This window comes from Leisingera daeponensis DSM 23529 (assembly GCF_000473145.1).
Lineage (GTDB): Bacteria > Pseudomonadota > Alphaproteobacteria > Rhodobacterales > Rhodobacteraceae > Leisingera > Leisingera daeponensis.
Genome location: NZ_KI421500.1, coordinates 245,071 through 259,956, shown reverse-complemented (window position 1 = coordinate 259,956; position 14,886 = coordinate 245,071). Strand labels below are relative to the sequence as shown.

Here is a 14,886-nt window from a genome sequence, read left to right as displayed (position 1 = left end):
CATTGTCGTCCATCCTCCGAAGGACCCGGCCGCCGGGCCCGTTTGTTATTCCTTGGTCTGAGGCACCATCTCCAATGCCTCAGGATCATAGCCATTGCTGCGCAGCACGGATTTGGCCGCGTCCAGCTCTTCCGCGCCGAGTTCCGGGCTGCGCGCCAGAATCCAGCCCTGTTCGCCGCCCGGGGTTCCGACCACCGCAACCGAGTAATCCTCAGTCACGTCCAGCACCCAGTAATCGCCCCAGGTCAGAGGCAGCCAGCTCAGCCAGGAGACGAAGTTCACCTCCAGCTTGCCCGGCGCCCGGACGCGGGCCACCCCCTCCGCCGACTCGACCGGGCCCTCCAGACCCTCGCGGCGGCAGCGGTTGACGACACTGATCCGGCCATCCTCCCGCGCGCTGTAGGTTGCCGTCACCCCTTCACAGCCCTCTTCAAAGCTGTTGGGAAAACGGGCGATCTCGTACCAGGTCCCCAGATAGCGGGTGAGATCCAGATCTTCCTGCACTGTCATCGGCACGTTCGTGTCGCGGTAGCCCTCGGCCCGGACAGAGGCCGCCGCGGCGGCGATGACAAGGGCTGAGGCTGCAACTGCCGGGATGAATTTGCGGAAGGTCATGGACGGAATCTCCTGAATCGGAACGTTGGTTTTCATCACACCCCAACGTCCCGTGTCCTGAGCGGTTCCCTCAGCCGCCCGCCGGCGCGCGTTTTGTCAGACCCAGCTTCTCGCGCACCTCCTGCGGCCCGATCACCCGCGCGCCCATGTTCGACACGATGGTGTTTGCCCGCTCGACCAGCTGCCAGTTTTCCGCCAGCACGCCCTTGCCAAGCCACAGGTTGTCCTCCAGCCCGACCCGCACGTTGCCGCCCGCCAGAACCGACTGCGCCGCATAAGCCATCTGGTTGCGGCCCAGCGCAAAGGCCGAGAAGGTCCAGTCGTCCGGCACATTGTTGACCATCGCCATGAAGGTGTTCAGATCATCCGGCGCCCCCCACGGCACGCCCATGCACAGCTGCACCAGCGCCTTCGGCTCCAGCACGCCTTCCTTCACCAGCTCCTTGGCGAACCACAGATGGCCGGTGTCGAACGCTTCGATCTCAGGCTTCACACCCAAGCCGGTCATCATCTGGCCCATCGCCCGCAGCATGCCCGGCGTGTTGGTCATGACATAATCGGCCTCGGCAAAGTTCATGGTGCCGCAGTCCAGGGTGCAGATCTCCGGCAGGCATTCCGCCACATGCGCCATCCGCTCGGTGGCGCCCACCATATCAGTGCCCGCCTCTTTCAGCGGCAGCGGGTTTTCGGTGTCGCCGAACACCATGTCGCCGCCCATGCCGGCGGTCAGGTTCAGCACCACATCCACCTCCGCATCGCGGATCCGGTCCGTGACCTCTCGGTAAAGATCCAGGCGCCGGGACGGCGCGCCAGTCTCCGGATCGCGCACATGGCAGTGGACGACGGCCGCCCCGGCCTTGGCTGCCGCAATGGCCGACTCAGCGATTTCCTTGGGCGACCGCGGCACATGCGGACTGCGGTCCTGGGTGCTGCCCGAGCCGGTCACGGCGCAGGTGATAAAGACCTCGCGGTTCATTTCCAGCGGCATTTTTGTTCTCCCGTCGATGTACAGGGTTTTGCCTCGGGTTATCCCCAGGCTGCTCCCCAGATTCTGATTTGCGCTGGGCCCGACTCTGCCGCAGCCTTTTGCGGCACAGTTTACACCAGGCGAATCGAAGTTGATGAAATCCGCAAAAAACATCCTGCAGCCCGAAAACCGGCCGCTGAAAACCGCGCTTCTGGTGCTGGACGAATGCAACACGCTGTCCTTCGCGGCGGCGGTCGATCCGATGCGCGCCGCCAACCGCCTCGCGGGCCGCGCGGCCTTCGACTGGGATTACGTCAGCGCCACGGCAGAACCGCCGATGCTGACCAGCGGCCTCACCGTGCCCAGCATTCCCCTGGCCCGGCTTGAGGGCTGCGAGCTGCTGATCGTGGTGGCCGGCTTTCAGCTCGCCCGCCACGCCACCCCCAGCCTGCTGGCCGGCCTGCGCCGCATCGCCGCCACCGGCGCCACCATCGCAGGCATCGACGGCGGGCCGTGGCTGCTCGCCGAAGCCGGCCTGCTGAACGGCCACCCGGCCACCACCCACTGGGAAGACCTGGAAAACTTCGCCGCCCGCTTCCCGGAGGTGGACACCCGCAACGACCGCTTCACAGTCTCTGACGCCCGCATGACCTCCGGCGGCGCCACGCCCGCGATCGAGATGATGCTGCACATCATCGGCGCCCGCCACGGGGCCGGATTTGCCGCCCGGGTGGCCGGGCTGTTCCTCTACGACGGCCCCGCCGCCGCGCCCCGCCCGCAAAGCCGGCTGGGCGGCCGCAAGCACAACGCGCTAACCGCCAAGGCCAATGCGCTGATGGAGTCCGCACTGGATGAGCCGCTGCCGCTCAGCGCCATTGCCGAGACGCTCGGCACCAGCCCGCGCAGCCTGCAGCAGCAATTCCGCCTGCGCCTCAACACCACCCCGCAGGACCACTACCTGCAGCTGCGCCTGGCCGAGGCGCGCCGCCTGGTCACCGATACCAACATGCCGCTGATGGAGGTGGCGATGGCCACCGGCTTCACCTCGCAATCAAGCTTCGCCCGCGCCTTCCGCACCGCGCACGGCACGTCCGCCCGCGACCTGCGCCAGGAACAGGCGCGCCCGACAGCGCATTGACCCCGGCAGGATCCCCTTCTCCTGGCCGGAAATATCCCGGGGTGAATTGCGCCTCAAGCGCAAGAGGGGGCAGCGCCCCCTCCCCCGTCCGCTTCAATCCCGCCTCAATAAGGCATCGGATGCGCCCGGTGCGCGGCGTTGATCTCGTCAAGCACTTCCTGGCTCAGCTCCACCTCCACCGATTTCAGCAGATGCTCCAGCTGCGGCAGGCGGGTGGCGCCAAAAATGGCCGAGGTCATGAAGGGCCGGGTCCGGCACCAGGCCAGCGCCATATGCACCGGGTCCAGCCCGTGCCGCCTGGCAATCTCCAGATAGGCCGCCACCGCCTCATAGACCCGCGGCGAGTGGCGCCCGCCCAGCTCCGGGTTGATCGACTTGCGCGAGCCCTCCGGCACCGCCCCGTCCTGATACTTGCCGGTCAGCAGCCCGGTGCCCAGCGGCGAAAACGCCATCAGGCCCACGTCCTCATTGACGCTCAGCTCCGCCAGGTCAGTGTCATACATCCGGCACAGCAGCGAGTATTCGTTCTGGATCGTTGCCGCCCGCGGCCAGCCGCGTTCCCCGGCGATGCGCAGCCATTGGGCGGTGCCCCAGGCGCTTTCGTTGGACAGGCCAAAGGCGCGGATGGTGCCGCGCTCCACCTCGCGCTGCAGCGCCTCCAGGCAGTCCTCCATATTGGCCAGCACATCCTCCCGGTTCTGGCCGGAGGGGTCATAGGTCCAGTTCTGCCGGAACATGTAGCTGCCCCGGTTCGGCCAGTGGAACTGGTAGAGGTCGATGTAATCCGTCTGCAGCCGCTTCAGCGAGCCTTCCACGGCGGCCGCGATGGTCTTTGACGAGATCGGCGCCCCGTCCCGCGCATGTTTCATCCCCTCGCCCGAATGCTTGGTCGCCAGGATGTAATCGCCGCGCCGCCCCGTCTTAGCGTTCCAGGTGCCAATGATGCGCTCGCTGTTGCCGATGGTCTCGGCGCTGACCGGGTTCACCGGATACATCTCGGCGGTGTCGACGAAGTTCACGCCTGCCGCCAGCGCCATGGCAATCTGCGCATGGGCCTCCGCCTCCGGCGTCTGGGTGCCAAAGGTCATCGTGCCCAGGCACAGCTCAGAGACCTCGATGCCAGTGCGGCCCAACGGGTTCATTTTCATATCGCGCGCTCCCCAGTTCCGGATGTGCCTGCGACCCTAAGGCCCCGCCCGGGAAGTGCAAGCCGCTTGCACCCGCGCGGCAAAGCGGCCAGCCTGCGCGCAAGCCGAGCAAAGGAGTTCCCATGCCGCAAACCATCACCAAGGGCGTCAAGGCGCTGCTGGCCGAGGCGAACAGCCTGGTCGAAACCATGCCCGTCGAAGAGGCCAAGCAGAAGGTTCTGGACGAGAATTACGTCTTCGTCGACCTGCGCGACATCCGCGAGCTGCAGCGCACCGGCATGATCCCAGGCGCGTTTTCCTGCCCGCGCGGGATGCTGGAATTCTGGATCGACCCGGACAGCCCCTACCACAAGCCGGTATTCAACCAGGACAAGACCTATGTCTTCTACTGCGCGAGCGCCTGGCGCTCGGCGCTGAGTGCCAGGGCGGCGACGGAGATGGGGCTGAAACCCGTGGTGCATCTTGAGGGCGGCTTCACCGAATGGGCCAAACAGGGCGGCCCGGTCGTCCCGCGCGAGGGCTGAGCTGCGCGAGGATTCGCAGATTTCCACCGCCAGCTCCTTTCACCCGGCGGCACGGCGCTCCGCCATTCACCGCAGCCGTGCTGCACGGCTGCCCCGGTGGCGCAACAGGACTGGCGCGTGCGGTGCAGCTGCTGGACAAGGCGGCGGCCTATGCACCGTTGCCGGGTCTTCCGCGTCCGCCCCGCTCTTTTTACCGCAAGTGTGACCGCAAGGTTTTCGAAAGCGTCTGGGCCGGGGCTGCAGCGCCTGCGCGCCCGTACCCGCAGGAGGCCCTGGCTGCGCCAGCGGCGCCGCGCGCGGGAAAGTGAGCCGCCCCGCCGGAAAACCGCGATAAGCTCGGACGGCAGCCCGCAAAACGGATTGGAAAGCCCCATGCAAACAGCCCGGACACCGCCTGCCCGGATACAGCGCCGCCGCCTGCTGGCCGTCCTCAGCGCCGCGCTGCTGGCGCCGCAGGCGCTGAGGGCGGCGCCGCTGCCCTACCGCCTGGTGCCCGGCGCCACGGAGGTCCGCTTTACCTTCCTGCTGAACGGCCAGCCGCAGCAAGGCCGGCTTCCGGTGCGCGCGGCCCGCATCCGCATCGACCCGCAGAACCTGGCCCGCAGCGAGGCCGATATCACCCTCGACGCGCGGCGCGCCCGGACCGGGCTGGTCTTTGCCACCGAAGCGCTGAAAAGTCCGGGCATTCTGGACGCTGCCCGGCATCCGGATATCCGCTTCCGCTCCACCCGGGTCCGCCTCGGGCCGGACGGGCGGCTGTCCGGCGGCGCGCAGATCACCGGCGATCTCACCCTGCGCGGCACCACCCGGCCGGTCACCCTGCAGGCCGCGCTCTACCGCCGCCCGGGCAGCGCGCCGGACGACCTGCGGGAGCTTGACGTGCATCTCACAGGCGCACTCAGCCGCGCCGCCTTCGGCGCCACCGGCTATGCGGGCCTGGTCGCCGACCGAGTGAGCCTGGCGATCCGGGCCCGCATCCGGCAAGCGGGCTGACCCCGCCCGCGGCGTGCCGAAAAGCACCGCCGCGCAGAAATACGACACCGGTTTGGCGGAAACCGGCTGGCAATGACACCCCAGCCTGTCATGGTCGCAGCGTTATGCGCCTGATCGTCTCCTTTGCCGCCCTGTTCCTGTCCGTCATCCTGCTGCAGCTCTCGACCGGAGGCGTCGGCCCGCTCGATGCCATTTCAGGCCTGACGCTGAACTTCACCAGGGAGCAGATCGGCCTTCTGGGCTCCGGCCATTTCCTCGGCTTCTTCATCGGCTGCTGGTGGGCGCCGCGGCTGATGGGCAATGTCGGCCATTCCCGCGCCTTTGCGGTCTGCACCGCACTTGGCGCCATGGGGCTGCTGGGCCACACGCTGACCGAAAACCCCTATGCCTGGGCGGCGATGCGGATGGCCTCCGGCCTGTGCGTGGCAGGCTGCTACACGGTGATCGAGGCCTGGCTCAACGCCAAGGTCACGAATGAGACCCGCGGCCGCGCCATGGGCACCTACCGGCTCGCCGACCTCAGCGCCTCGCTGGCGGCGCAGCTGATCATCGCAGTGCTGCCGCCCGCGTCCTATATCTCGTACAACCTGCTGGCGGTGCTGTGCTGCGCGGCGCTGCTGCCGCTGACCCTGACCCGGGCGAGCCAGCCGGAAATCCCCGACGCGCCGCGGCTGCGCCCCAAACTGGCCTGGCGCTGCTCGCCGCTGGCCGTGGCGGGGGTGATCGTGGCCGCGCTCAGCTCGGCTTCGTTCCGGATGGTTGGCCCGGTCTATGGCCAGGAGGTCGGGCTGGAGATCGGTCAGATCGCCTTCTTCCTTGCCTCGTTTGTGCTGGGCGGCGCGCTGGCGCAGTACCCGATGGGCTGGCTGGCCGACAAATACGACCGCCGCTGGGTGCTGATCTGGCTGTCGGGCGCCGCCATTCTCAGCTGCGGCGTCACCATGGCGGCCAGCGGCACCGGCACCCTGGGGGTGATGCTGACAGCAGGCGTCTTCGGCTTCACAACCTTCCCGATCTTCTCCGTCTCGGCCGCCCACGCCAACGACTTTGCCACTTCGGCCGAGCGGGTCGAGCTGTCGGCGGCGCTGATGTTCTGGTACGCGCTTGGCGCCATCGCCTCGCCCTATGTCTCCTCGGCGCTGATTGATGCCTACGGGCCGGCGGCGCTGTTTGCCTATGTTGCCGCCGGCCATCTGCTGCTGATCGTGTTCGGCCTCAGCCGGATGCGCGCCCGCCCGGTGCCGGAGGAGCGCACCAGCTATGTCTATGCGCCGCGCACATCTTTCACCATCGGCCGCCTGCTGAAACGGACCCGAGAGCGGCGGAAATAAAGGTAAGCATTGCTGTCCGAATGTTTCGCGCGCGAAACATTCGGACAGCACATATGACCCTTTAAGGCTTTGTTTACATTCACGGATTGCACCCCTTCATCGCTGCACCAGGGGACGCGGGCATAATGCCCGCCCTGCGCAGGGACGGCGCGTCCGCCCGCCGGTGCGCCTGCCGCATCCGGCGCGGCGCACAGCAGGGGTTTCCGCCGCGCGTGCCATGCGTTAGACGGGCCTCTGACGCAATACCTGGATGGATGGCATGGCACGCATTCTGATCACTTCGGCGATCCCTTACATCAACGGGATCAAGCATCTGGGCAACCTGGTGGGCTCGCAGCTGCCTGCCGACCTGTATGCCCGGTTCCAGCGCGGACGCGGCAATGAGGTGATGTTCCTCTGCGCCACAGACGAGCACGGCACCCCGGCGGAACTGGCCGCCGCCAAGGCGGACAAGCCGGTCGCGGAATACTGCGCCGAGATGCACGCCATCCAGGCGGAGATCGCCAAGGGGTTCGCCCTGTCGTTCGACCACTTCGGCCGCTCCTCCAGCCCGCAGAACCACGCGTTGACCCAGCATTTCGCAGGCAAGCTGGCCGAGGCCGGGCTGATCCGCGAAGTGACCGAAAAGCAGGTTTACTCCAACGCCGACGGCCGCTTCCTGCCGGACCGCTATATCGAGGGCACCTGCCCCAACTGCGGCTATGAGCGCGCCCGCGGCGACCAGTGCGAGGAATGCACCAAGCAGCTTGACCCCACCGACCTGATCAACCCGCGCTCTGCCGTGTCCGGCTCCACCGACCTGGAGGTGCGCGAGACCAAGCACCTGTATCTGTGCCAGTCGCAGCTCAAGGATCAGCTGGACGCCTGGATCGACTCCAAGAAGGACTGGCCGGTCCTGACCACTTCGATTGCAAAGAAGTGGCTGCATGACGGCGACGGCCTGCAGGACCGCGGCATCACCCGCGACCTGGACTGGGGCGTGCCGGTCAAGAAAGGCGATGAAGACTGGCCCGGCATGGAGGGCAAAGTCTTTTACGTCTGGTTCGACGCGCCGATCGAATACATCGCCTGCGCCAAGGAATGGGCCGACGCCAACGGCAGGCCGGATTCCGACTGGCAGCGCTGGTGGCGCACCGACAAGGGCGCGGAGGATGTCAAATACGTCCAGTTCATGGGCAAGGACAACGTCCCCTTCCACACCCTGTCCTTCCCGGCCACCATCCTCGGCTCGGGCGAGCCGTGGAAGCTGGTCGACCACCTGAAATCCTTCAACTACCTGAACTATGACGGCGGCCAGTTCTCCACCTCGCAGGGGCGCGGCGTGTTCATGGATCAGGCGCTGGAGATCCTGCCGGCCGATTACTGGCGCTGGTGGCTGTTGTCGCACGCGCCGGAAAGCTCAGACTCCGAATTCACCTGGGAGAACTTCCAGCAGTCGGTGAACAAGGACCTGGCGGACGTGCTGGGCAACTTCGTCAGCCGCATCACCAAGTTCTGCCGCTCCAAGTTCGGCGAGGAGGTGCCCGCAGGCGGCGAATACGGGCCGCAGGAGCAGGCGCTGATCGACGAGCTGACCACCCGCATCCGCGCCTATGAGGGCCATATGGAGGCGATGGAGGTCCGCAAATCCTCGCAGGAGCTGCGGGCGATCTGGGTGGCCGGCAATGAATACCTGCAGTCCGCGGCGCCCTGGTCGGTGTTCAAGGAAGACCCCGAACGCGCCGCTGCGCAGGTGCGCCTGGGGCTGAACCTGATCCGCCTTTACGCGGTGCTGTCGGCGCCCTTCATCCCGCACGCCACGGACACGCTGATGGCGGCGCTGAACTCGGACGACCGCAGCTGGCCCGAGGATGCGGCGGCAGCGCTCTCCGCCCTGCCCGCAGGCCATGGCTTCACCGTGCCGGAGGTGCTGTTCGCCAAGATCACCGACGACCAGCGGGAAGACTGGCAGTCGCGCTTCTCCGGCACCCGCAGCTGAGGCTGCCGCACCGCGTTAAACGCAAAGGCCGCTCCCGGGGAGCGGCCTTTTTTCTGTGTCAAAGAGCGGCCCGTGCCCCTTCTGAAGGCAGCCAAAGCTTCCATCCGGGTGCAGTTGCCGCATGGGCCGCGCGCAGCGCCTCCGGCCCCTCCTGGTAGAGCGCATAGGTCGAGGGATGCACCGGCATCACCGCCTTGGGCGCCAGCCGGGCGGCAAAATCCGCCGCCTGCGCGCAACTCATCGAAATCTGACCCAGCGCACCGCCGCCGCCCACCGCGCCGAGATGCGGAATGAACAGATCCAGCGGCGCCCGCCCGGCGAGCGCGGCGCGCGGCGATTTGGAACTGCGACCGCCGCCGCCGGGGGGGGCCGGAGAGCCTTGCCCTTTACCTGGTGTACCAGGACCGCCGCCACCTGCCGCAGCGTGTCCGCGTGTTCATGGACTTCCTGACCGGCGAGCTGCCGGCCTGAGCGGGCTTGCAACCGCAAGCCGCAACCCCGTTCAGGCCCTGCAGAAATTAATTCTTACTAAAAAACTCGGATTGACATACCTGAGCATTTAATTCAGGAATACAGGCATTCCAGCCAGCCTGACTCGGATCGGGCGAGCCCGAGTGACGTATCATCAACCGAGATCGCCCCCATGCCGAACGGAGACAGCCGCCCCGGCGGCCCTCAAGTCAAAGAGCTGGAACCGGAGGACATGCGCCAATTGTGGCCGCAGGTCTTTGCGCCGTCCGGCGCTCTGTCCGGCTTTTGTCTGGAATGGCTTCTGGACAGGGCGGAATTCAGCAATGGGCGAAAGTCATGAATCAGATTGCCTCCAAGCCGGTGCCGACCACCGCAACCACCGAAGTCTTCCCCACCTACCACGCCGAGGACCTGACCCGCGGCGGGGTGCAGGCGCGGATCCTGCTGAACGGCCAGATCTACTCGCTGCGCATCACCCGCGCAGGCAAGCTGATCCTGACCAAGTGAGCGGACGGCGATGCGCCCTGACCACTCCACTCCGCGCGGGGGCGTCACTGTCGGCACCCTGTCCGAACTGCCGCCGCTGGAAGCGGGCGCGGTGATCTATCTGCGCCACTGGTTTTCCGGCTCCGACACCCGCGAGCAGATGCGCCGCGACTTCGAAGTGAGCTTTGGCCCGGACATGGCCGAAGCGGCGTTTGAGGCCTTTGGATACCTCTGCAATTTCTGCGCCGCCCATGGCCGCCGCCCGCTGGTGCGCCACGGCATGACCTGCAAATGCCTGGGCGCGGATGAAAACTGCTTTGCCAACCTGCTGGCCTCCGCCGCCGAGGGCCAGCAGGACGACGCGCATATCCTTGCCTCGCTGATTGTCACCCCGCGCAAGGCGCAGGAACTGACCCGGCTCGCCTCTGACTGCGGCTTGCTGATGCAGCAAATCATGGGCGTTCAGCCGCCGCCGCAAGCGGCATGGCCTGCCGCCGCCACCCTTCATTGAATTCACAAAACCCAAGGACGCACATTATGAAATCCCTGTTTCTTGCAGGCACAGCCCTGGCCGGCCTGACCTTTGGCGCCTCCGCCGCGCTGGCTGCCGAGAAGTCCGCGGTGCTGACCAATTACGCCAACATCGCCGAGGCCAAATACCAAGACAGCCTGACCACCGCGCAAGCCCTGAAGGCCGCCGTGGACGCGTTGGTCGCGCAGCCGTCTGCCGAAAACCTGCAAGCCGCCCGCGCCGCCTGGATCGCGGCCCGTGTTCCCTATCAGCAGTCCGAAGTGTTCCGCTTTGGCAATGCCATCGTCGACGACTGGGAAGGCAAGGTGAACGCCTGGCCGCTGGACGAGGGGCTGATCGACTATGTCGATGCCGCCTATGGCGGGCCGACCGAGGAAAACACGCTGGCGGCGCTGAACGTGATCGCCAACCCCAGCTTTGAGCTGTCGGGCAAGGCGGTCGACGCCGCCCGGATCACTCCGGAACTGCTGGAAAGCACCCTGCATGAGGCTGACGGGATCGAGGCCAACGTCGCCACCGGCTACCACGCCATTGAATTCCTGCTCTGGGGGCAGGACCTGAACGGCACCGGGCACGGCGCGGGCGAGCGCCCCTGGACCGACTACGCCCAAGGCGACGCCTGCACAAACGGCAACTGCGGCCGCCGCGGCGATTACCTGCAGGCGGCGACGGATCTGCTGATCTCCGATCTGGAGTGGATGGCCGCGCAATGGGGCGCTGAAGGTGACGCCCGCACCGCCCTGCTGGCCGATGAGGACGCAGGCATCACCGCGATGCTGACCGGCATGGGCTCTTTGTCCTATGGCGAGCAGGCGGGGGAGCGGATGCGCCTGGGCCTGATGCTGAACGACCCGGAGGAGGAGCACGACTGCTTCTCCGACAACACCCACAACAGCCATTACTACGACGGGCTGGGGGTGCAGAACGTCTATCTGGGCGAATACGTGCGGGTGAATGGCGAACTGGTCTCCGGCCCCTCCCTGTCGGATCTGGTCGCCGAAAAGGACGCGGAGCTGGACACCGAGATGCGCGGCAAGCTGGCGGACACGATGCTGGCGCTTGGCCGCATCAAGACCGCGGCGGAGGCGGGCCTGTCCTATGATCAGATGCTGGCCCAAGGCAACGCAGCGGGCGAAGCGCTTGTGATGGGCGGCGTGGACGGGCTGATCGGCCAGACCCGCTCGATCGAACGGGTTGTCACCGCCCTGGATCTGGATGGCGTCGCCATCGAAGGGTCCGACAGTCTCGATAACCCCACGGCAGTGTTCCAGTAAGAGAACCAAACCTCCGGGCAGTGGCGGGCCGCAGTTTCTGCGGCCCGTTTTACTTGCCCCGAGGCAAATCCCAAGCGTTTTACTCTGGTTAACACTTGAAGCCCAAGCAAATTTGTCGGATATATTGCCCAACGGAATCACTTGGCCATTTGCGCCACCGGGCAAGGACGCAAGCAGCATGATCGTTTGCCACTGCACGAACATATCGGACCACGACATCCGCGCCGCCATCGACTGGATGCGAAGCGCCGATCCCGAAACGATAATCACCCCCGGCAAGATCTATCATGCCCTGGGAAAATCCGCCGACTGCGGCGGCTGCATGCCGCTTTTCCTCGACACGATGCGTTCCAGCAGTAAGCTGGAAGTACCTGCGCAGCTTACGAATTTACGCGCAGCATCAATTCGGGAGAAAAGTTATGAAGGGCGACGCCAAGGTCATCGACTATCTCAATAAAGCGCTGCGCCATGAGCTGACCGCGGTCAGCCAGTACTGGCTGCACTACCGGATGCAGGAAGACTGGGGCCTGGGCAGCATGGCCAAGAAAAGCCGCGAGGAATCCATCGAGGAGATGGAGCACGCGGATAAATTGATTGAAAGGATTTTGTTCCTCGGCGGCCACCCGAACCTGCAGAAGCTTGACCCGCTCAGGATCGGCCAGACCCCGAAAGAAACGCTCGAATGCGACCTTGCCGCCGAAGTGGATGCCCGCGCGCTCTACAAGGAAGCCCGCGACGCCTGCAACAAGGCGGGCGACTACGTCACCCAGAAGCTGTTTGAAGACCTGATGGCGGACGAAGAGGGCCATATCGACTTCCTCGAAACGCAGCTTGAGCTGCACGACCGGATCGGTGCCGAAAACTATGCCCAGCTCAACGCCACCAAGATGGCAGAGGTTGAAGACTAACATTGCGCTGGCTGCCGCGTTTGCGGCGGCCACGCCCCTTGCGGCGCTGGATCTGGCCAGCCGGTATCAGGCAGAGCCGCATCTCTCCCCCCTTCCCCGCACTGACGCCGAGCGCGCCCGGATCGCGGCCGTGACGTCTCCGGCCACGGATTTCACAGCGCCAGAACCGTTTGAGGATCTGCCCGCCGGCGCCGCTACCGTCCGCGCCCGCACAGATGACGAGGCGTTTTCCCAGCACTCCGCCAGCCTCTCCTTCGCGCAGGAGCTGGAATTCAAGCTCGGCAACGGGCTGTTCAAGAAGATCTGGGTGTTCTCGCCCGCCTCCACCAAGGCCTCCGACGGCCTCGGGCCGCTGTATAACGCCCGCTCCTGCCAGCGCTGCCACCTGAAGGACGGCCGCGGCCACGTGCCGGAACAGCCGGATTACGCCTCCGCCACGATGTTCCTTCGTGTCTCTGTCCCCGGCCCGGTGCCGCCGGAACTGCAAGAGATCAGCGATTACATCGGCACCGCGCCGGACCCGGTCTACGGCACCCAGCTGCAGGACTTCTCCGCCCCCGGCATCGCCCCGGAATACCGGCTGCAGGTGGCGTATGAGGAGTTTGAGGTCGCCCTGAACGGCGATGAGACCGCCACCCTGCGCCGCCCCAGCTACACCGCCGCAAATCTTGGTTACGGCCCGCTGGCCGAGGGTGCCATGCTCTCCCCCCGCGTGGCGCCGCCGATGATCGGACTGGGGCTGCTTGAGGCGATCCCCGCCGCCGATATCCTTGCCCGCGCGGATGAGGAGGACGCCGACGGCGACGGTATTTCCGGGCGCCCCAATCTGGTCTGGTCGCGGGAGTTCAACCGCATCCTGCCGGGCCGCTTCGGGCTGAAGGCCGGGATGGCCACGGTGCATGAACAATCCGCCAGCGCTTTTTCCGGGGATATCGGCATCTCCACGCCCCTGTTCCCGGCCCATGCGGGCGAATGCACAGCCCAGCAAAGCGCCTGCCAGACCGCCCCGCACGGCGGCGGTGATTCCCGTGAAACCGAAATCGACCAGCCGAACATGGATCTGGTCACGTTCTACAGCCGCAACCTCGGCGTGCCCGCCCGCCGCGGCACCGGCGACCCCAAGGTCCTGCGCGGCAAGCAGGTGTTCTATGACAGCGGCTGCCCCGCCTGCCATGTGCCGAAATACGTGACCCACCGGCTGCAGGACCGGCCGGAACAAAGCTTCCAGCTGATCTGGCCCTATTCCGACCTGTTGCTGCACGACATGGGAGAGGGCCTTGCCGACAACCGCCCCGAAGCGCGCGCCACGGGCCGCGAATGGCGCACCGCACCGCTGTGGGGGATCGGTCTGACGCAGCAGGTCTCCCCCCGCGCCACCTTCCTGCACGACGGCCGCGCCCGCACGCTGCTGGAGGCGGTCCTGTGGCACGGCGGCGAGGCGGAAGCCGCCAAATCCCGCGTCGTGGCGCTGCAGCCGCGGGATCGCGCCGCCCTGATCGCCTTTTTGGAGAGCCTTTGATGCGCGCCCTTGCCCTGACCCTCGCCCTGACCGCGGCCCCCGTGGCCGCCTCGGAGCTGTCCAGCAGCATTACCGACAAGCTGATCCTGCCTGCATTTGAGGAACTGGCAGAGGACAGCCGGACCCTTGCCAGGGCAGCGCAAGCCGATTGCGACCCGCAGTCAGCGCCCCTGCGCGCGGCCTACGGCGAAGCTTTCGACGCCTGGATCGCCGCCAGCCATTACCGCTTTGGCCCCACCGAAACGGACAGCCGCGCCTTTGCGCTGGCGTTCTGGCCCGACAGCCGCAGCAAGACTCCCAAGGCGCTGGCGAGCCTGATCCGCAGCGAAGATGCCGGCATCAAGGACCCCGAGAAGTTTGCCAGTTACTCCATCGCATCCCGTGGTTTCTATGCGCTGGAGTTCCTGCTTTATGACCCGCAGCTTTCCGCCGCTGGCGACGCGGATTACCGCTGCGCCCTGACCCGCGCGATCAGCACGGACATCGCGGCGACAAGCCAGGCGATCAGCGCCGATTGGCAGCAAAGTTATGCCGCCGAACTGCGCGCCCCCGGCAGCCGCTACCAGACCGAGGACGAGATCACCCAGGAACTGTTCAAGGCCCTGACCACCGGCTTGCAAGTGCTGGACGGCATGCGTCTGGGCCGTCCGCTCGGCACCTATCAAAAGCCCCGCCCCAACCGCGCCGAGGCCCGCCGCTCCGGCCGCAGCCTGCGCCATGTTCTGATCTCGCTGAACGCGCTGGAGCCGCTGGCAGCGGCGCTCGCGGGAGGCAATGAGGACTTGCGGGACAAACTCACGACGGGCTTTGCCAAGGCGCGCACGAAGGCAGAGGCCCTCGACGATCCAGTGTTCGCAGGCGTCTCTGATCCCGCCGGCCGCTTCCGCATTGAATCCCTGCGGCAGGAGATCAAGGACCTGCACACGCTGATGCGCGAAGACCTCGGCCCCGCCCTGGGCGTCGCGGCCGGTTTCAACGCGCTTGACGGCGACTGACGGAAAG

General features: G+C 66.4%; 16 protein-coding genes. 12 read left to right on the top strand and 4 right to left on the bottom strand.

Features of this window, described 5'->3' with window-relative positions; translation table 11 throughout:
- Window positions 1–45 precede the first annotated feature (45 nt).
- Complete coding sequence (locus DAEP_RS0101595; RefSeq protein WP_036760929.1) at window positions 46–615, bottom strand: lipocalin family protein; 570 nt, start codon at window positions 613–615, stop codon at window positions 46–48.
- Window positions 616–685: 70 nt separating this feature from the next.
- Window positions 686–1,603 carry a 3-dehydrocarnitine:acetyl-CoA trimethylamine transferase BcoG gene (bcoG, locus tag DAEP_RS0101590; protein ID WP_008555625.1) on the bottom strand — a complete coding sequence of 306 codons (918 nt, stop codon included), beginning with the start codon at window positions 1,601–1,603 and terminating at the stop codon, window positions 686–688.
- Window positions 1,604–1,736: 133 nt separating this feature from the next.
- Here bcoG and DAEP_RS0101585 point away from each other — a divergent pair, with 133 nt between their 5' ends.
- The gene (locus DAEP_RS0101585; protein ID WP_008554395.1) at window positions 1,737–2,720 is read left to right on the top strand and encodes a GlxA family transcriptional regulator; all 984 of its coding nucleotides are present in this window, start codon (window positions 1,737–1,739) and stop codon (window positions 2,718–2,720) included.
- 104 nt (window positions 2,721–2,824) lie between these two features.
- On the opposite strand, the gene DAEP_RS0101580 is transcribed toward DAEP_RS0101585, so the two are convergent.
- Window positions 2,825–3,868 carry an aldo/keto reductase gene (locus DAEP_RS0101580; RefSeq protein ID WP_027243443.1) on the bottom strand — a complete coding sequence of 348 codons (1,044 nt, stop codon included), beginning with the start codon at window positions 3,866–3,868 and terminating at the stop codon, window positions 2,825–2,827.
- Between the two features lie 122 nt (window positions 3,869–3,990).
- On the opposite strand from DAEP_RS0101580, the gene DAEP_RS0101575 reads away from it, so the two are divergent.
- From DAEP_RS0101575 to metG, 4 genes are all read left to right on the top strand, one after another.
- Entirely contained in the window at window positions 3,991–4,392 is a 402-nt protein-coding gene (locus DAEP_RS0101575; protein WP_008554169.1) for a rhodanese-like domain-containing protein, read from the top strand.
- A 372-nt stretch (window positions 4,393–4,764) separates the two neighbouring features.
- On the top strand, window positions 4,765–5,385 hold the full coding sequence (locus DAEP_RS0101565) for a YceI family protein (protein ID WP_027243441.1): 621 nt from the start codon (window positions 4,765–4,767) through the stop codon (window positions 5,383–5,385).
- Window positions 5,386–5,489: 104 nt separating this feature from the next.
- Window positions 5,490–6,716 (top strand): MFS transporter, encoded by a 1,227-nt coding sequence (locus tag DAEP_RS0101560; protein WP_008556154.1) that lies wholly within the window; start codon window positions 5,490–5,492, stop codon window positions 6,714–6,716.
- Between the two features lie 259 nt (window positions 6,717–6,975).
- The gene (gene metG, locus DAEP_RS0101555; protein WP_027243440.1) at window positions 6,976–8,694 is read left to right on the top strand and encodes a methionine--tRNA ligase; all 1,719 of its coding nucleotides are present in this window, start codon (window positions 6,976–6,978) and stop codon (window positions 8,692–8,694) included.
- Window positions 8,695–8,752: 58 nt separating this feature from the next.
- Here the strand turns inward: metG and DAEP_RS0101550 are convergent, their stop codons facing one another.
- Window positions 8,753–8,935: a hypothetical protein gene (locus tag DAEP_RS0101550; RefSeq protein ID WP_154665018.1), complete on the bottom strand. Its 183-nt coding sequence runs from the start codon at window positions 8,933–8,935 to the stop codon at window positions 8,753–8,755.
- 566 nt (window positions 8,936–9,501) lie between these two features.
- On the opposite strand from DAEP_RS0101550, the gene hemP reads away from it, so the two are divergent.
- From hemP to DAEP_RS0101520, 7 genes are all read left to right on the top strand, one after another.
- The gene (hemP, locus tag DAEP_RS23500; protein ID WP_008554566.1) at window positions 9,502–9,672 is read left to right on the top strand and encodes a hemin uptake protein HemP; all 171 of its coding nucleotides are present in this window, start codon (window positions 9,502–9,504) and stop codon (window positions 9,670–9,672) included.
- Window positions 9,673–9,682: 10 nt separating this feature from the next.
- Window positions 9,683–10,162, top strand: a complete 480-nt coding sequence (locus DAEP_RS0101540; protein WP_027243438.1) for a hypothetical protein — start codon at window positions 9,683–9,685, stop codon at window positions 10,160–10,162.
- Between the two features lie 26 nt (window positions 10,163–10,188).
- Window positions 10,189–11,457, top strand: a complete 1,269-nt coding sequence (locus DAEP_RS0101535; RefSeq protein ID WP_027243437.1) for an imelysin family protein — start codon at window positions 10,189–10,191, stop codon at window positions 11,455–11,457.
- Between the two features lie 178 nt (window positions 11,458–11,635).
- On the top strand, window positions 11,636–11,914 hold the full coding sequence (locus tag DAEP_RS23495; RefSeq protein WP_083792684.1) for a (2Fe-2S)-binding protein: 279 nt from the start codon (window positions 11,636–11,638) through the stop codon (window positions 11,912–11,914).
- Window positions 11,877–12,365, top strand: coding sequence for a bacterioferritin (bfr, locus tag DAEP_RS0101530; protein WP_008556589.1), 489 nt, complete (start codon window positions 11,877–11,879; stop codon window positions 12,363–12,365). Before DAEP_RS23495 ends, bfr begins: the two co-directional genes overlap by 38 nt.
- Complete coding sequence (locus DAEP_RS0101525; protein WP_027243436.1) at window positions 12,355–13,884, top strand: di-heme oxidoreductase family protein; 1,530 nt, start codon at window positions 12,355–12,357, stop codon at window positions 13,882–13,884. The genes bfr and DAEP_RS0101525 overlap by 11 nt, the downstream gene beginning before the upstream one ends.
- On the top strand, window positions 13,884–14,879 hold the full coding sequence (locus DAEP_RS0101520) for an imelysin family protein (RefSeq protein ID WP_027243435.1): 996 nt from the start codon (window positions 13,884–13,886) through the stop codon (window positions 14,877–14,879). The genes DAEP_RS0101525 and DAEP_RS0101520 overlap by 1 nt, the downstream gene beginning before the upstream one ends.
- Window positions 14,880–14,886: the final 7 nt, after the last annotated feature.